This is a genomic window from Bradyrhizobium sp. 2S1, assembly GCF_011516625.5.
Taxonomy (GTDB): Bacteria; Pseudomonadota; Alphaproteobacteria; order Rhizobiales; family Xanthobacteraceae; genus Bradyrhizobium; species Bradyrhizobium septentrionale.
This window is the reverse complement of record NZ_CP147717.1, coordinates 9,029,440-9,047,358: the sequence shown is the minus strand read 5'-3', so window position 1 is coordinate 9,047,358 and position 17,919 is coordinate 9,029,440. Positions and strand designations below refer to the sequence as shown.

Sequence of the window (17,919 nt, the reverse complement as noted above, 5' to 3'; positions counted from 1 at the left end):
CGTTTCATTCGCCACGCGCGACGGCAGCCGCGCGGCGCACCAGGCTCGGCAGCACGCTCACGCGATACCAGGGCGGAACCTCGACGCTGTCCCGGCCGGTGAACTCCGCCGTCAGCCCTGCGGCGATATCGGCCACCCGCGCGGGATCGAGCACTGCGCCAAGCAAGGCAGCTTCGAGCCGCCCCCAGCGGCGCGGGGTTTGTTCGACGGAACCGACGGCGATCCGGACCGCCTGGACATGGCTGGCGGTATCGACATTCACGGAGAGGCTGACGATCGCCACGGGATAGTCACCCGATTTGCGCAGCGGCAGGCGGGCATGCGCGGTCCTGCGTTCTGTCCGGGGCACGATGATCCTGGTGAGCAATTGGCCGGGCGCCAATGTCGATCGCAGCTTGAGGAAGTCGACCAGGCTCATGCGCTCGCTCGCGTCACGGCTCGCAACTTCGACGGCGGCATCGAGACAGAGCAGCGCCGGCACGCAATCGGCGGCGTAGAAATCCGTCGTCGACAGATTGCCACCGACCGTTGCCAACGCCCGAATGGCCGGGTTGGCTGAGCTGCCGGCCGCCGCTGCGAGCACGCCGAATTCCGGGAGGCCGGCCAATGCGGCTGCCAGCGCGGCATGCGTCACCGCCGCGCCGAACTCGATGGAATCCTTACCGATCCGGATCGCACTGAGTTCGCCGATCTTGCCGATCGCGACATAATGCGGCCTGAGCGGTTCGTGCCGGATCGGTGACCGCATGATCCAGGTGCCGCCGGCAAAGGGGGCTCCGGCAGCGCCGTAGTCGGCCAGCGCATCGAGCGCCGCCGGCAATGAGGGGGCAACGTAGATCGATGCTGTCCGATCGTCTTGCAAGTGAGACCCGGCCGTCATTGGCTTCGCTCCTGTCGCAGGCGATCGAGCAGCACGCCGATGATGACGATCGCGCCGAGCACGACCATCTGGACGTAGCCATCGATGCGGGTGAGGTTCATGCCATTGGACAGGATGGTGACGAACAGGGCGCCGAGCACCGCAGTGCCGACGCCGCCGCGGCCACCTGCGAGGCTCGTCCCGCCGACCACGGCGCCGGCGATCGCCTGCAGCGACAGTGAGCCACCGAGATTCGGCTCGCCGGAGCCGGTGCGCGCCGTCATCATGATGGCGCCAAGCGCGGCGAGCACCGAGCACAGCACATAGGTCAGGGTCAGGATTCGCTTCACCGGCAAGCCCGCCACCGCCGCGGCGCGCGGGTTGGTGCCGATGATGTAGAGCGAGCGGCCGAACACGGTGCGCACCAGGGTCAGATGCAGCACGAGCCCGACCGCGATCGTGATTGTGATGGCGGCGGGGATGCCGAAGACGCTGCCGCCATAGAAGAGCTGCGAGAACAGGCTTGGCACGCCTTGCACCGGTCGTCCCGCCGACAGCGTAGTCGCGACACCAATCGCGATGTTGTAACTGCCAAGCGTCGCAACGAAGGGGTTGACGCCGAGCAGCGCGATCACAACGCCGTTGAACAGGCCGCAGGCGATGCCAAGGCCGAAACCGGCCGCGAGCCCGGCGAGCAGCACCGCGGTCGTGTCATGCCCCGCTGCCGTGGCGCCTGCCATCGCCAGCGCAGTGCCGACGCTGACCATCGACACCGTGGGGCCAAGGGCGAGGTCGAAGCCGCGGGTCAGGATCACCACGGTCTGCGCCATCGCGAACAGCGCGAGGTAGCTGGTCTGCTGCGCGATGTTGAGCAAATTGGCGGGCGAGAGCACGCGGCCGTCGACCGCGGCAAAGCCGAGCAGCAGAATGACCAGCGCAATCGGCAGCATCGCGCGCCAGAGCCACTGGGCCGGCAGCCTCTTTGCAAGGCTCGTATCCTTGGCGGCGACGGACAGTTCGACGTCAGACACGGGATTTGCTCCGTCGGCTGAGTTCGTCCAGCGCCACGGCAGCGACCATGATGACGCCGAGGAACACCGGCTGCAGGCGGGAATCGATGTGCAGCAAATTGAGCGCGTTGCCGAGGATGGTCAGGAACAGCGCGCTGATGGCGACGATCTCGATCCGGCCGACACCGCCGCGCAGGCTGACGCCGCCGATCACGGCGGCGGCGATCGACTGCAACATCATGCGGTCGCCGCCAAAGCTTGCCTGGCCGGAGCCGACCTGCGCGGTGAGCAGGATTCCGGCGAGTGCGGCGAGTACGCTGGACACGACATAGGTGCCGACGATGTGGCGCTGGACCGAGACGCCCGACACCACGGCGGCGTCGACATTGCCGCCGATCGCATAGACGTAGCGGCCGAACAGCGTGCGCCGTTGCACGAACACCATGACGGCGATGACGGCGAGCGCGATATAGACCGCGGTCGGCAGGCCGAACACCTGGGCGCGCCCAAACCCCTTCACGAAGACTTCCGGCATGCCGTAGACCGGGATGCCACTCGTGATCATGAGGCCGACGCCTGCGGTCGCTGACATCGTGCCCAGCGTGACCACGAAGCCGGAGACCTTGAGCTTCGCGACGCAGAAGCCGTTGACCAGCCCGACCACCAGCCCGCAGCCGAGCCCGGCAGCGACGCCGCTTGCGATGATGAGGGCGTTGTTGCCGGGAAACGCCGCCGCCGTGACCGCCATGGTTTTGGCGGTCACCACGCTCGCCAGTGCAACGACGGCGCCGACCGAGAGGTCGAAACCGCCTGCGATGATTACCAGCGCCTGGCCGCAGGCGACGATGGCCAGAAACGACGCGTTCCGCAGGATGTTGAGGATATTGATGATGCCGTAGAACTGCGGATCAATCGCCGACATGCCGGCAACGAGTGCCACCAGAAGCGCCGGCAGGAAGCCGATCCGCCCGGCGATCGATCGAAGGCCGATCGATGTCTGCAGTCGGGAGGCGGCGAGGGCCGTGTTCATGCGACCTCCGCCGTGAGGTGATCCCTGAAGAAGCTCGCAAGCACGTTCTGCTCGGTCTTCTCGGCGCCCTTCAGCTCGGCAGCGATCCGGCCGTGGTGCATGACGTAGAGCCGGTTCGACAGCGCCAGCACTTCCGGCAGTTCGGACGACACCACAATCACCGCGGCACCAGCCTCGACGAGGCGTTTCATGAACTCGTAGACTTCGAGCTTCGCGCCGACGTCGATGCCGACGCTCGGCTCGTCGAACAGGAATACGGTCAGCTCGCGGGTCAGGGCGCGGCCGAGCATCACTTTCTGACGGTTGCCGCCGGACAGCGCACCGGCGATGCGCTCGATATTGGGCGGCCTGAGCTGCAACCGCTCCATGATGCCGGCGATGGTGACGCGCTCCGCGGCCTGTCGCAGCATGCCGAAGCGGGCGAAGGCGGGCAGGTCGAGTGCGGTCATCGATGCGTTCTCGCGGATCGGGCGCGACAGCGCCAGCCCTTCGGCGATCCGGTTGGCGGGGAAATAGGCGACGCCATGTTTCAGGCTGCGCCGCGGCGCCGGAAATTCGTAAGGCAGGCCGTCGAGGCGGACCACGCCCGAGGCAATCGGCGCAAGTCCATAGATCGCCCGGATCAACTCCGATTTGCCGCAGCCGACGAGGCCCGCAATGCCCGTGATCTCGCCGGCCTGGGCGTAGAAGTTCACGTCGCGAACGCTGCCGTCGGCGAGCGTCAGGTTTTCGACATCGACCATCACCTTGTCGGGTTGGTGCGTGATCGCCGGAAACAACAGGTCGATCTTGCGGCCGGTCATCAGCTCGACCAGCTCGCCATCCGTCGAGGAGGCAGCCTCGAGGGTGCGGATATGGCGGCCGTCGCGCAGCACGGTCACGCGATCGGCGAGCGCGCGGATCTCGCGCATGCGGTGCGAGACGTAGATCAGCCCGACATTCTGGCGCTTCAGCCGGGCAATCAATTCGAACAGCCGTCCGGTCTCCCGCTCGGTCAGCGAAGCGGTCGGCTCGTCGAGGATCAACAGCCGCACCCGGCCGAGCAGCGCCTTGGCGATCTCCGCCATCTGCTGGTGCGCGCGCGAGAGATCGTCGACCCGCTGCGTGGGATCGAGGTCGAAGCCGAGCTCGTCGATCAGCGCCGTCGCGCGCTTGCGCATCTCCCGCGCACGCAAAACGCCGGCGTTCGAGACCTCGCGACCGAGGAACAGATTCTCTTCCACCGTGAGGCTGGGAACCAGCGAAAATTCCTGGAACACCGGGCTGATGCCGATGGCGCGCGCCCGCTGCGGCGTGAGATGGCGGATCTCTTCGCCGCCGAAATGGAACGTGCCTTCATCGGCGGCAACGGTGCCCGACACCACGTTGATCAAAGTCGATTTGCCGGCACCGTTCTCGCCGAACAAGACGTGCAACTCGCCGGCGCGGACATCGAGATCGACCCGATCAAGCGCCCGGACGCAAGCGAATCGCTTCGAGATGCCCCGTAATGCGAGCAGGGGCTCGGTCCGGTTTAAGTCGATGTCGGCATCCATCTCCTTCTCCGTGCAGGTCCGGCAAGCAGGCGAGAGCATCTTGCTCCCGCCCGCGATGCGTTGCCGGGGCTTACTTGGCGCTTACTTGCTGCTTACTTGGCCTTGACCGAATAGACCGGCGTCCAGCTTGCCGGCGCCAGCACGAGATCCATCTGCAATTTCGGGACGGTGGTCTTGTCGATCACGGCGGCGATCGGCTGCACAAGCGCCATCACCGGCTTCTTCTCGATCAGACGCACAGCCTGGTCGATTGCGATCGCGCCTTCGCCAACCGGATACTGGGTTGCGAAGGCGAGGACGTCGCCGCGGGTGAGCGCGTCGAGCATCGCCTGGTTTTCATAGGACGACACGATCTTCAGGTCATTTCGTCCGGCTTCGGCGACTGCGCCGATGGCAGCTTCAGCGGTGGGAGCGGTACCCCAGATCACGTTCATGCTGGGGTAGGCCTGCAGCGCGTCCTGGATGAGCTGAAGTTGCACTGCGACGCCGGAGTCGCCGAACTTGGCCAGGATCTGGGCGTTCGCGTTCTTGGCGACCGCCTTCTTGAAGCCCTCGTTGAACGATTCCGCCCAGCCCGAGCCGGCAGGACCGGGGAACGTGACGATGTTGAGCTTGTCGCCGGGCTTGGTCTGCGCGAGCAGGCCTTCGCCGGTGACTTCTCCCATGGCGACAAAGTCGACATAGTTGGCTGCGGGCAGCGCGTTGGGCGGCAGCGGGTTGGTGACCCCCACGACCGGCACGCCCTTGGCCTTGGCTTCCTCGAATTTCTTGCTGAGGCCCGCGCCGGAGATGGCCCCGACGATGATCGCGTCCGGCCCGCTCGCCATGCAGTCGTCGAATTGCGACAGCTGCTTGGGGAGGTTCTCGTAGCCGCCGGCCTCATACAGCGTCATGTTGACGTTCATGGCCTCGGCCTGTTTCACGATGCCGTAGGCGACCGCGACCCAGAAGCTGTCCTTCATGTGCGGGAACAGCACGCAGAGCTTGTAGGGCTTCTCGGCCTTCGGCAGCGGCGTGTACTCCGCCGGCTTCGGTGTGCCGGACGAAGCGTCATAGACCTTCATCGGAAACCACGGCGTCTCGGCCGACGCCGGCGCGATCGCGCCGGCAAGGGCAAGGCTCGTGACGGCAAGGCTAGTGACGATGCCGAGGGTGGAGCGGATCGGTCGAAACCGATTGGCGGGATGGTTGGTCATGGTCTGTCCTCGTTGTTCGAATTGAAGGTGAGGCATGCACGCGCCGTGCCGCCGGCGGGCGGCGCGGTATCGGGTCGGATCAGTCCGCGGCCCAGTTGGCGACCGAGCGCCGCTCGAAGACTTCGCGGAACTGACGCGTGGATTCGGGAAGCAGCGCGCCGCTGCCCCAGTCGAGGATCACGGCGTGCTGGCGGATCACGTCGAGTACGTTGAGCGCGCCGCTGCGGTAGCGCTGGGCCACGATTTCCGGATCGAGCCGCACATTGGCGACGCGTTCGCGCCTGATCCGGGTGCGCAGCGCATCGGTCGCGGCCTTGTCGACCTCGTATTCGCAAAGCTCGGCGTCGAGGATCTGCACCACCACGCCATAGTCCTTGGCGGCGCGCGCGACCGAGACGTAATCGTCCTTGATGTCTTCGATCACGAGGCGCGGATCGCGCTCGAGCGGGTCGCCGAAGCCGCCGCCGCCGCCGGTCGGCCGCGCGAACACGTCGCCTTCACCGATCGGAACGTCGGAGAAGATCGAGCCGAGCCGTTCCTTGGCCTTGCTGCCGGCACGATGCAAGGTCAGGCCGTGCGGCATCGATGGCAGGCCGCCCTCGATCCCCCAGACGACGGCGCGTTCGCGGTCGCAGATGTAGGAGATCACGGTCTTCTCTGCCTGCAACATCCGCGACACCTTCTCGACGCCGGCGCCGCCGCGCCATTTGCCGGGCCCGGACGAGTCGGTGAGGATCTCGCACTTCGTGGTCAGGATCGGGTTGGCGCGCTCCTGGGCCTCGACGGGCTGCGACATCAGCCCGGTTCCGAAGCAGGCGGTGGTGACGTTGCTGCCGTCCTTGCCGTTGCGCCCGCCCCAGCCGCCGGGCTGCCAGTCGTAGAACATGAAGATCGGCTTGTCGGAGCTGCGGGCGTCGAGGCCGCCGGTCAAGAGATATTCCAGGTTGAAGGCGCAGGCGAGCGCGCGCTCCGGCATCAGCTTCGACCACATCTCGTAGATCGAATTCATGATCTTCTCGAACGGCATCAGGAAGCCGGTGACCGCGATCGGCCATTTGGCGTCGACGATCGAGCCCTCCGGCGCGATGATGTCGAAGCAGCGATAGAAACCGGAGTTGAGCGGCAGGTCCGGGAAGAAGGTCTTCATGCCGGCCGCGACCGCCGAGAAGGTGGCGCCGAAGGCCGAATTGTAGATCGAGCCGATGGTCGGATGACTTCCGGTGAAATCGTAGATCGCGCGGTCGCCCTTGATCGTCATCTTGATCCTGATCGGGATCATGCCTTCGCCGCCGGCGGGGTCGCGGTCGATGAAGTCGACGGTCTCCCATTCGCCGTCAGGCAGCGCCGCGATCCGCTGGCGCGCCGAACGCTCGACATAATCTTGCACCGCGGCGAGACCGGTCTCGACGGTGTCGCGGCCATATTTGTTGACCAGGCGCAGGATCTCGCGCTCGCAGACCGCGGTGGCCTCGGCCTGCGCCTGGATGTCGCCGATGATTGACGCCGGATCGCGGGTGTTGGAGGCGATCAGGTGCGCAACGTCCTTGCAGAAGCGTCCCTTGTCGAACAGGCGGATCGGTGTGATGCGCAGCCCCTCGCGGAACATCTCGCGGGCGGCGACGTCGAACGAGCCCGGCACGCTGCCACCGACGTCGGACCAATGCCCGTTGGACTGGCTGAAGGCGATGATCTTGCCGTCGGCAAAGATCGGCCGGATCAGGCGCACGTCGGAGAAATGCGTGCCGCCGGCATAGGGGTCGTTGATCGCAAACACGTCGCCTTCGTGCATGTCACCCTCGAAGTGACGCATGACATCCTTGCAGGTGAAGTGCAGCGTGCCGACATGAACGGCGATGTCCTGATTGCCCTGCGCTGCGCATTCGCCTTTGGCGTCGTGCAGGGCGCTCGAGAAGTCGCGGTTGTAGATCACGAATGAGTAGCAGGTCCGCAACACCTGCTCGCCCATCTGGTCGACGCTGGTGATGAAGGAATTCTTCAGCACTTCGAATGTGACGGGGTCGAGCGCTAGATCGCCGGCCATCTGATCACTCCTTCACGCGAATGATGATGTTGAGGTATTTGTCGACCTCGGCGCTGGCGCCGGGCGGCACCACCGTGGTGGCGTCGACCTGTTCGATGATCGCGGGGCCTTGAAAGCTGAAACCGCAGGGCAGGTCGTCGCGCTGATAGACCGGCGTGTCGAGGCCGTTGCCGTCGAACCAGACCCGGCGCCGATCGACCGGCTCCGGGATCGCCCCGGTGGCCTTGTGCACGGCGAATTCGGCCTTGGGGACGACGCCGATGGCCTTCAAATTGAGGCGGAAGAAGCTGACCGGCGAGTCGTCCCGGCGGAAATTGTATTCACGCTTGTGCTCAGCGTGGAAGTTCTGGACGAGATCGCTGATCGGGCCGATCGGCCGCGGCGCGCTGACCGCGAGCGAGCGCCACTGGCCGCGATACATCATGTCGATCGACCGCTGCAGCACGATGTCCTGCGCGGCGACGCCTTCGTGGGTCAGCCGCGCGAGCGCTTCCTTTTCCAGCACGGCGAACTGCGCCTCGATGTCGGCGGCATCGGCTTCATCGGCGCCGACCATGCAGCTTTGCGAGAAGTCGTGCTGCATGTCGACCAACAGACAGCCGAGCGCCGAGGTGACGCCGGGATTCGGCGGCACGATCACGACGGGGATCGCGAGTTCGCGTGCGACGTCGACGCCGTGCAGGGCACCGGCGCCGCCGAACGCCACCAGCGCGAAATCGCGCGGGTCGTAGCCGCGGCTGATCGAGATAAGCCGCACCGCATCTGACATGTTGGCGTTGGCGACCTTGAGGATGGCGTCCGCCGCCTCGTGCAGGCCGAGGCCGAACGGCTTTGCGACGCCATCCTCGACCGCCTGGTGGGCGAGCTCGGGATCAAGCGTCACCTTGCCGCCGGCGAGGCTGGTGCCGAGCCGGCCCATCGTGACGTTGGCGTCGGTGTTGGTTGGCTGGGTATTGCCGTTGCCGTAGCAGGCCGGTCCCGGATGGGCGCCGGCCGATTGCGGTCCGTTGCGTAAGGAGCCCGCCGGATCGGTCCAGGCCAGCGATCCGCCGCCGGCCCCGATCGTCAGCACCTCGATCGAGGCAAAGCGGATCGGATAGCCGAACTCGATGTACCAGTCCTTGGTGATGCGCGACTGGCCTTCATAGGCTAGCGACACGTCGGTCGAGGTGCCCCCCATGTCGAGGCCGATGGAGTTGGGAAAGCCGCACAGCCCGGCAATGTAACGGCTGGCGATGGCGCCTGCGGCAATTCCGGAGCCGGCCAGACGTGCGGCGAAATCCTTGACGCTCGCGGGCGTCATGACGCCGCCACCGGTGTGCAGCAGCAGGAGATCGCGGGTGTAGCCTTCATCGGCGAGCCGGTCGCCGAGCCTGGTGGTGTAACTGACGACCACCGGGCTCACGACGGCATTGGCGACCGTGGTCGAGAACCGTTCGTGCTCGAAGATTTCGGGCAGCACCTGCGAGGAGATCGACACAGGAATATCGGGCATCTCCTTGAGCAGAATGTCGCGCATCGCGCGCTCATTCGCGCCGTTGAGGTAGGCGTTCATGAAACACACCGCGATCGCGGCAACGCCGCGGCGCTTGAGGATGCGCGCGACCTCGCGCGCGGCATCGACGTCGAGCGGCTCGATCACCTTGCCGGCCGCATCGATGCGTTCGGGTACAGTGAGGCGGTCACGCCGCGGCACGTAGGGCTTGACCACGTCCTTGTAGGTATCCCAGAGGTCTTCCTTGTTGGCGCGGCGGATCTCGATGACGTCGCGGAATCCCTGCGTGGTCACAACGGCGGTGCGCGGCAGCCGGCGCGTGATCAGCGCATTGGTCGCGACCGTGGTGCCGTGCGAGAACAGCGCCACTTTGGAGAGGTCGATGCCGGCCTTGGAGACGCCGCCCATGATGCCCTCGATGGGATCGCGCGTCGTTGCCGTCTTCTCGATGCGGATGAGGCCGCTTGCCTCGTCCATGATGCAGATGTCGGTGAAGGTGCCGCCGACGTCGACGGCAACGCGAAGGTTCTGCACGATACGACTTCCTTTCGAGCCCGGGCCGGACGAGGTCGTGACGCGGCTGCGCGCGCCGGATTGACGATCCGGCTGGCGCAGACGATCGGTTCGACCGGCGGATTTCCGCAGATGTCGCGAGGATTGTAGGCAGGCCGCCGGCTCAGCTCTTGACGCTCAGCGCAGGAAGATTTGCGCTGGAGAGCACGAGGCGTTGAATTGCTGGCTGCCTAACGCACGTTCAAGCTGGAACGGGAGGAGGGTGGCGAGGTGTCAGGGACGCGCCGTGCGCGATGCAGCCCGCGCCTCGCTCGGCGTGCAGCCGAAGCGGCTGCGGTAGTTGCGGCTGAACTGGGCCTGGTCGCCGAATCCCCAGTGATAGGCGATCTCCGAGATGCTCTTGCGGCACTGCGGATCGCGCAGCATGGCATCGCACATCGCCAGGCGCTGAGTGCGAACGTAGGTGCTGACGGTGATGCCTTCGCTTTCAAATAGCTGGTGCAGATATCTGAGCGAGATGCCGCACGCGTCCGCCACCATCTGCGGCGTCAGCCGCATGTCGTCGAGGCGAGTGCGGATAAAGTGCTCGCAGCGATGCAGATGGGCATTGCGGATCGTGGACGAATGCCCGGCCAGCACGCGCTCGTCGGACTCGACCGCCATCGCCAAGAGATCGATGAGGTGCCGGCCCATCATGGCTCGCGCCGGCTCGTCCATCTCTTCGATGCGTTCCCCGGCAAGGCGCAGCGTATCGACGAACAGTCCGCCGACGCTGCGGCTGCAGTCGAATTGCAGGGTTGCGAGCCGTTCGGGGCGCGAGATCCGCGCCTTCAGCACCGCGCTCGGGACCTTCAGCACCCAGAGCGCCGTCGGATCGCGATGGCTGAACTCGTATGGCAAATGGCTGCGCTCGATCAGGAATGCGCCCGGCCGGCACAGCACCTCCTTGCCGTCCTGGGCGAAGCGGATTTCGGCAAGCTCCGGCACCGTGATCAGGAAACACTCTTCCCGTTCATTGAGCAGATGGCGCTCGTGCCGCTTGTAGAGCAGGCCGTCCGACACGTTGCGGGAGACCGAAAGCGGGCCGAGCGACCAGGCACCCAGACTGCCGTTGAAGTCGTGGCCTCCGAGGAAGCGAAGGTCGAGCGAGAAGTAGATGTCGGAAACGACTTGCTGCCAGTATTGCCGGCGTTGCTGCGCGGGAATATCGTTGGTCGCGTAAGTGGTCTGCATCTTGCGCTCCGTCACTGCCGTCGACTGTGATCTTGTCTTATCTGCTGGCGCGGACCGTTCCGGTGTTGACCGTCGGCCCGTCGCAGCGCCTGCGACTTTCCTTCTTGCTATTCCCTTGCAACTCCCGTGCCCGAACGCGGGAGATAGGTTCTTGTCATGTTCCGCGCATTGCGCGATCGGATCATACGCTGGACGCACAGAATGACGACATCTGCTGCACAGACAAGCGTGCCGAACGGACTGCGTCCGCCACGCTGCGTGTTGTCGAAGCAGCCCCGGCGCAATTACGCCAGGGAACTGCGCAGCCGCGCCAACAGTCCGGCACGGTCATGGCGCGCGGCAAGCGCCTGATCCATCCCGACCTTGACGAACTTGACCGGCGTGTTGGGCTGCAACTGGCCGATCAGGTCCATATCAGCCGCAATGACGGTCCCGACCATGAAATAGCCGCCGCCGGAAACCGCATCGCGATGCAACACAATCGGTTCGGTGCCGCCGGGCACCTGGATCGAGCCATAGGGATAGCAGGCGTCGGTGATGTTGGAGGGATCGGAGCCGGCCCCGAACGGAGGCTCGCGCGGAACGAATTCGAGCGGCTTGCCGCCCTTGAAGCGGTAGCCGATCCGGTCCGCTTCCGGCGCGACCTTCCAGGTATCGGAGAAGAAGCCGCTGCCGGCGGTCTCGGTGAGGCGGTGCCAATAAAGTCCCGGCATGGCGCGCAGTTCCGTCGGCATCCCCGCCGGCAGCCCGCGCAGCTCCTTGGCGATGGTGCGGCCTTCCTTGGCCGGCGCCGCCGATGCGCCGACCGGCAATTCATCGCCGGCCTCGAGCTTGCGTCCCTTGAAACCGCCGAGCGCGCCGAGCGCGTAGGTCGAGCGCGAGCCGAGCACCAGCGGCACGTCGATGCCGCCGGCGATCGCGATGTAGGCGCGCGCACCCTGTTTGAGGAAATCGAACGAGAGCTTCTGGCCGCGTTTTACCTTGAAGCTGGTCCAGGTCTCGCGCGGCGCGCCATCGAGCTTCGGCGGCAACTCGGCTCCGGTGACCGCGACCATCGCGTCCTCGGTGAACTCGAGCTCGGGCCCCATGAAGACGGCTTCGAGCACGGCGGCACCTTCTTCGTTGCCGACGAGCAGGTTCGCCGCCGCAAGCGCGTGACGATCCATGCCGCCGGAGAGCGGGATGCCGATGTGATAATAGCCGGAACGACCGAGGTCCTGGACGGTGGTCGCAAGACCCGGTTTCAAGACCTTAATGGGCATGGAGCACCCCCTCGAGCTTGCGATTATAGGCATCGATGTCGCGGTTGAATTCGGTCAGCGAGAACGAGACGTCGCGGATCACCGGCGCGAAGCGGCCGGCGTCGACATCGGCAACCGCGGCGTCATAGGCCGGCCGGTCGATCGGCTTCCATTTCACGATGTCGCCCGGCCTGAACAGGCACATGAAATCGCGGAGATAGCTGATCTTCTGGTTCGGATCGTAGATCGGCATGGGTGTGATGCCGAACATCTGGTAGCCGCCGGCGCCGCGCACCGAGTAGATGCAGCTGAAGCAGCCGCCATGTCCGACGGTAAGCTTTGGCGTGTCGGTGCGCGGACGCAGATATTTCGGGGCTGCCGCTGGCGCTCGACCATCTGGTAGAGGAAGGGCAGGCCGGCAACGAAGCCGACCATCGAGACGAACCAGGGCGCGCTGGAATGCGCCTTGATGAACGAATCGACGCTGTCGAGGTTGTTGATGCGCGCCGCATATTCGAGGTCGGTGCCATCGGGATTCTGGTGGCGCTCGCGAAACCGCATCAACGTCTCGTGCGTCCAGGGATCGTTGTAGAGCACCGGGATTTCGATGATTCGCGTCTTGATCACCGGCTCGGATTTCTCGGTCGACGAATCCAGCCGTTTCAGCTCGGCGAGGAGGTCGTCGGGCTTGATCTGATCCGGATCGAACTTGACCTGGTAGGAGGCGTTGGCCGGGCAGATCTCGGTCACGCCCCTGATCCTGGCGTCGCGCACGGCGTTGGTGACGAAGAGGCTCTTGAAAAAGGCCTCCAGCGACATCGCTTCGTCGACTTCGGCAAAGATGTGCTCGTCGCCGCCGAAGGAAAATCTGGTTTGCATGGGACTGCGGCCTCCTGTTGCTGACGGGGCGGGTTATCGTGCGGTTGTCGGAGTGAGTGTAGCGGACGGCGGCGTCGTTGCCGCCGCAAGGGTCTCGGCATGCGCGGCGAGCCACGGCTCGCGCCAGGCGGTGTGGAAACGCGAGGCCTGCACGTCGGGATCGCCTGCCAGAGCCTGGTGCAACGGCTTGGTCGTCGCCAGGCCTTCGACCTCGAGCTCGGCCAGCGCGCGGATGAGCCGCGCAATGGCGCTGGGACGGTCGCGATCGTGAACGATCAGTTTTCCGAGCAGGCTGTCGTAGAAGGGCGGCACCGTGTAGCCGGCATAGAGCATGCTGTCGAAACGCACCCCGTCTCCGCCGGGGATGCTGAGCGCGCTCACCGTACCCGGGTTCGGCATGAAGCCTTTCGCTGGATCCTCGGCGTTGATGCGGACCTCGATCGAATGGCCTTCGACCTGCACCTGATCCTGACGGATGCGGAGCCGCTCACCGCCCGCGATCCGGATCATCTCGACCACCAGGTCGATCCCGGTCACCATCTCCGTCACCGGATGTTCGACCTGGATGCGGGTGTTCATCTCGAGGAAGTAGAATTCATGGCTGCGGTCGTCATAGAGATATTCGATCGTCCCGGCGCCACGATAGTTCACCGCCTTGGCGAGCGCGACCGCTGACGCGCAGAGCAGTCCACGCACCGCCGGCGTCAGCGACGGCGAGGGCGCTTCTTCCCAAACCTTCTGGCGGCGGCGCTGCAACGAGCATTCTCGCTCGAAGCAATGAATGACGTCGTTGCCGTCGCCGAGCACCTGCACCTCGATATGCCGGGCGCCTTCGACCAGTTTTTCGACATAGAGGCCGCCATCGCCGAACGCCGCCAGCGCCTCGGCCTGGGCCTGCGGCATCAGGTGATGAAATTCCTCCGCGGTTCGCGCAATGCGGATGCCGCGCCCGCCGCCACCGGCCGCGGCCTTGATCATCACCGGGAAGCCGGTCGTTTCGACCAGCGCGAAGGCGGCCTCGGCGGACTCCAGGCGTCCGCGGCTGCCCGGGACCGTCGGAACGCCGGCAGCGGCGGCCACTTCGCGGGCGGCAACCTTGTCGCCCATCAGGCGGATCGATTGTGCGGTGGGGCCGACGAAGGTCAGGCCGGCGGCTTCGACGGCCGCGGCGAAGGTGGCGTTCTCCGCAAGGAAGCCATAGCCGGGATGGATGGCGTCGGCACCGCTGGCCTTGGCCGCGGCGAGGATTGCCTCCTGGTTGAGATAGGATTTCGAGGCCTGCGGCGGACCGATGTCGACCGCCTCGTCGGCGAGGCGGACGGCAAGCGAGTCCTTGTCGGCCTTGCTGTAGACCTGCACGGTCGCAATACCGAGTTGGCGTGCCGCGCGGTTGATCCGCACGGCGATCTCGCCGCGGTTGGCAATGAGGAGCTTCTTGATCGTCATGGATGCTGGTCGGCTCAAACGTCGATCTCGGCGATGGGCTGGCCGGCCATCACGGCTTCCTCGTTCTCCGCCAGGAAGCGCACGATCTTGCCCGCCGCGCCCGCCTTGACCTCGTTGAATGATTTCATCACCTCGATGAGGCCGATCGTGTCGTCTTCCGTGATGCTGTCGCCATCGGACTTGTAGTCCGGCTTGTCGGGGGCGGGCTTGCGGTAGAAGATCCCCGGTAGCGGCGAGAATATCTGCTGAGTGGCCATGGAATGTCCTCGTGTGTTCGCTTCGATCGTCGTGGCGCGATGTATTAGGGCGCGGTCAGATAGGGACGCACCGCTTCGCGTACCGCCTCCGCGATGGCAACCGCATTGGGCGTGTCGGAATGGATGCAGATGGAATCGGCCCCGACAATGATGTCGTTTCCGGCCACCGTGCGGGTCTTGCCCTCGTTCACCGCGCGCGTGCAGCGTGAGGCCGCATCGACGGGATCCTTGGCATCGTGTTCGCGGGTGATGATGAGGCTGCCGTCGGCGTTGTAGTCGAGATCGGCATAGTATTCGGCGACGAAGGTGTGGCCGCGGCGCTCGTAAACCTTCTGGTGCAGCGTGCCCTTCATGCCGAGCAGCGGCACCTTGTAGACATCGGCGGCGTCGGCGACCGCCTCCGCGATGTCCTCGTTGCGGGATGCCATGCCGTACAGCGCGCCGTGCGGTTTGATGTGATTGAGCGGCATGCCCTCGGCATCGAGGAACGCCTTGAGCGCACCGATCTGATAGAGCAGGCAGTTCGCGAGCTCGTCGCGATCGATCTTCATCTCCCTGCGCCCGAAGCCCTGCAGATCAGGCAGCGACGGGTGGGCGCCGACCTTGACGCCATGCTGCCTGGCCAGTTGCACGGTCTTGCGCATGTGGTTGAAGTCGGAGGCATGAAAGCCGCAGGCGACGTTCGCGACGTCGATATGAGGCATCAGGGCCTTGTCATCGCCCATCCTGTAGAGGCCGTAGGCTTCGCCCATGTCGCAATTGATGACGACCATATTTCACTTTCCTCCCGTTGTCCTGTTCCGGGCTGTTGCGTGTGATCCGATCGGCCGGCCCGCCTGCGGATGCGACGAGGCATCCGCAAGCGATGCGCGGCGAGCTTGCTCGCAGAGTTACTTGGAGATCAAATAATCGACCGGGATTTTTTCCGAGATCGTCCACTGATCGATCACCTTCGGCTTGCCTGCCTCGGTGTCGACGATCAGATAACGTCCCTGGTTCTGGTGGTGGATGTCCTTGTTGAAGGTGCGCGGCCCGAACAGCGTGGGCTCGTTGGTCATCTTCTCGAGCTCGGCCACCACGCCCGCAGCGTCGGTCGTCTTGGCGCGTTCGACCGCCTTGGCCCAGACGTCGATCAGGACGTAGCCTGGATAGACGTATTGGCTGGACGGATCGCCGCCGGTGACTTCCTTGTACTTCTTGTTGAACTCGTTGACCTTCGGGTTCGGATCGTCGCCATAGACCGAGCCTTGCACCGGAACGTAGAAGTTCGACAGGTCAGGCACGGCGTTCAGCCAGTAGCTGCCGTCGACGCCCGAGCCGTTGAGGATCATCGATTTGATGCCGGCGGCGCGGATCTGCTTGATGGCAGAGACGGCGCCCGGCATCATGGTGCAAAGCATGATGGCGTCGGGTTCCTTGGGCAGGCTCTTGATCCGCGTGATCTGGGACGCGATCGAGGCGTCGTCGTTCTTGAAGGTGTCGCTGCCGGCGAGGGTAGCGTCCTTCAGACGGGGCAGCATCCAGTCGAAGCCGTCGCAGATGCCCTTGTTGTAGACGGTCCAGCTGTCGAGCAGCCGATAGAAGCTGCGGACATTCTTCTTGGTATAGGCCCATTCCGATATGGTCGCGCCCTGCACCGGAGCCAGCACCGAGGCCGAGAACGAGAACGGCCCGACGGCGGGGATGCCGGCCTTGATCGATTCGGCGCACAGGAAGAAGGAGACCTTGCCGGCCGCCTGCGCCTGCAGCGCGGCCGGTGCGCCGAAATCGTAGTCGCAGGAGACGATGACGAGGTCGGCACCCTGGTCGAGCACCGCAAGTCCGGCCTTGGCGCCTTCGGCCTGGTCGGTCTTGGTGTCGGCGAACACCGGCTTGATCTTCTTGCCGAGCAAGCCGCCCGCCTTGTTGATCTCGTCGATGCGGATCAGGGCGGCATCCTGTGCCGGCTTGTCATAGGCTTGCATGAAGCCTGATGCGGCGGTCGCGAATCCGACCACGATCTCGTTCGCGGCGTGGGACGGCGTGAGCCACAATGTGGACACGCCGGCCAATATCCCCAGTATCTTGGTAAAACGCATGATCCACTCCTCCAATGATGCAACGAACTTCAGTTGGTTTCCTTCAGCGCAGTCTGTACCGGCGGTGCGAGGCGCCGCTGCAGTGGCCAGCCGCGCCATGTGAATTCCCGGTTGCGGGTCAGGCCGCTCGGCAGGTAGATCAGGATCACGATGGTGATGATGCCGATCGCGATCTCCTGGGCGCCGTTCGGCAGCGCCACGTTAAGACCGCCGACGCTGAAACCCCTTTCGAGGTTGCGAAACAGCTCGATCAGCACTGACATCGCGACCACGCCGGACACCGCGCCGCTGAGGCTGTACATACCGCCGACCACCAGCATCGACAGCGCGATGAAGGTGGTGCGCAGGTAGAACGAGCCGGGATTGACGATGCTCAGGAAGTGCGCATAGAGCGCACCGGCCAGGCCGATGATGAAGGCGCTGACGACGAAGGCGACCAGCCGCTCCCGCACGATATCAACGCCGGAGGCGCTGGCGGCGACGGCCTCGTCGCGCGCCGCGCGCAGCGCGAGCCCGGAGCGCGACACCGAGTAGAGATAGGCGATCGCGATGGCGACCGCGGCGCCCAGCCACCCGACCCAGACGTTCATGGTCGGGGGAATTCCGACGATCGAACCCTGTCCGCCGGTGACCGAATCCCAATTCGAATAGACGTTGTTGACGACGCCGAGCAGGCCGAAGGTGGCGATCGAGGCGGCAATCCCCGAGAGCCGCATGATGATGCGTCCGACGATCAATGCAAACAGCGCCGCGAACGCGCCGGAGATCGGCGTCGCGATCCACATCGGCAATTGCGTGTGCAGCAGCCAGGCCGGCAATCCCTTGAGCGTGATCGACTTCATGACCGGCGGGATCGCCAGCCAAGCCGTCATGTAGGCGCCGAGGCACATGAAGCTGATATGCCCGAATGACAGCAGGCCGGAATTGCCGATAAAGGCGTAAAGCCCGACCACCACCATGATGTTGATGAACATTTCGATGGCGGTGCGGTTGAAGGCGCGGCTGCCGAACTGATAGGTCAGGGCCGTCATGGCCAGCAGCACCACGATCAGGATGATCGGGGTGATGATCGTTTGCCGGATGACGGATGGCGGCCGCGACATGGA

The 17,919-nt window shown here is 65.1% G+C and carries 14 protein-coding genes and 1 pseudogene; all 15 read right to left on the bottom strand.

From position 1 onward, the window contains the following. Positions 1-4: 4 nt before the first annotated feature. The 15 genes and pseudogenes from HAP54_RS43260 to HAP54_RS43190 all read right to left on the bottom strand — a co-directional run bounded on the left by HAP54_RS43260 (position 5) and on the right by HAP54_RS43190 (position 17,916). Positions 5-880, bottom strand: a complete 876-nt coding sequence (locus HAP54_RS43260) for an FAD binding domain-containing protein (RefSeq protein ID WP_166297473.1) — start codon at positions 878-880, stop codon at positions 5-7. Continuing rightward, a complete protein-coding gene (locus HAP54_RS43255; protein WP_166297471.1) occupies positions 877-1,890 on the bottom strand; it encodes an ABC transporter permease in 1,014 nt (337 codons plus the stop codon). Before HAP54_RS43255 ends, HAP54_RS43260 begins: the two co-directional genes overlap by 4 nt. Beyond that, complete coding sequence (locus HAP54_RS43250; RefSeq protein WP_166297469.1) at positions 1,883-2,899, bottom strand: ABC transporter permease; 1,017 nt, start codon at positions 2,897-2,899, stop codon at positions 1,883-1,885. Before HAP54_RS43250 ends, HAP54_RS43255 begins: the two co-directional genes overlap by 8 nt. Further along, complete coding sequence (locus HAP54_RS43245; protein ID WP_166297467.1) at positions 2,896-4,434, bottom strand: sugar ABC transporter ATP-binding protein; 1,539 nt, start codon at positions 4,432-4,434, stop codon at positions 2,896-2,898. The genes HAP54_RS43250 and HAP54_RS43245 overlap by 4 nt, the downstream gene beginning before the upstream one ends. A 92-nt stretch (positions 4,435-4,526) precedes the next feature. Continuing rightward, positions 4,527-5,630, bottom strand: coding sequence for a TMAO reductase system periplasmic protein TorT (gene torT / locus HAP54_RS43240; protein WP_224741537.1), 1,104 nt, complete (start codon positions 5,628-5,630; stop codon positions 4,527-4,529). Between the two features lie 79 nt (positions 5,631-5,709). Continuing rightward, positions 5,710-7,671 carry a hydantoinase B/oxoprolinase family protein gene (locus tag HAP54_RS43235; RefSeq protein ID WP_166297465.1) on the bottom strand — a complete coding sequence of 654 codons (1,962 nt, stop codon included), beginning with the start codon at positions 7,669-7,671 and terminating at the stop codon, positions 5,710-5,712. A gap of 4 nt (positions 7,672-7,675) precedes the next feature. After that, positions 7,676-9,700 carry a hydantoinase/oxoprolinase family protein gene (locus tag HAP54_RS43230; protein ID WP_166297463.1) on the bottom strand — a complete coding sequence of 675 codons (2,025 nt, stop codon included), beginning with the start codon at positions 9,698-9,700 and terminating at the stop codon, positions 7,676-7,678. 252 nt (positions 9,701-9,952) lie between these two features. Next, positions 9,953-10,912, bottom strand: coding sequence for a helix-turn-helix domain-containing protein (locus HAP54_RS43225; protein ID WP_166297461.1), 960 nt, complete (start codon positions 10,910-10,912; stop codon positions 9,953-9,955). Positions 10,913-11,196: 284 nt separating this feature from the next. Further along, on the bottom strand, positions 11,197-12,174 hold the full coding sequence (locus HAP54_RS43220) for a biotin-dependent carboxyltransferase family protein (protein WP_166297459.1): 978 nt from the start codon (positions 12,172-12,174) through the stop codon (positions 11,197-11,199). Then, a pseudogene (locus HAP54_RS43215) lies at positions 12,164-13,032 on the bottom strand (5-oxoprolinase subunit B family protein). The gene HAP54_RS43220 and the pseudogene HAP54_RS43215 overlap by 11 nt, the downstream one beginning before the upstream one ends. 33 nt (positions 13,033-13,065) lie before the next feature. Further along, the gene (locus HAP54_RS43210) at positions 13,066-14,478 is read right to left on the bottom strand and encodes an acetyl-CoA carboxylase biotin carboxylase subunit (protein WP_166297457.1); all 1,413 of its coding nucleotides are present in this window, start codon (positions 14,476-14,478) and stop codon (positions 13,066-13,068) included. 14 nt (positions 14,479-14,492) lie between these two features. Next, on the bottom strand, positions 14,493-14,735 hold the full coding sequence (locus HAP54_RS43205; RefSeq protein WP_166297455.1) for an acetyl-CoA carboxylase: 243 nt from the start codon (positions 14,733-14,735) through the stop codon (positions 14,493-14,495). A gap of 44 nt (positions 14,736-14,779) precedes the next feature. After that, positions 14,780-15,508 (bottom strand): LamB/YcsF family protein, encoded by a 729-nt coding sequence (locus tag HAP54_RS43200; protein WP_029080253.1) that lies wholly within the window; start codon positions 15,506-15,508, stop codon positions 14,780-14,782. 117 nt (positions 15,509-15,625) lie between these two features. Continuing rightward, positions 15,626-16,813 carry an ABC transporter substrate-binding protein gene (locus HAP54_RS43195; RefSeq protein WP_210297461.1) on the bottom strand — a complete coding sequence of 396 codons (1,188 nt, stop codon included), beginning with the start codon at positions 16,811-16,813 and terminating at the stop codon, positions 15,626-15,628. Between the two features lie 29 nt (positions 16,814-16,842). After that, entirely contained in the window at positions 16,843-17,916 is a 1,074-nt protein-coding gene (locus tag HAP54_RS43190) for a branched-chain amino acid ABC transporter permease (protein WP_166297453.1), read from the bottom strand. Positions 17,917-17,919 lie beyond the last annotated feature (3 nt).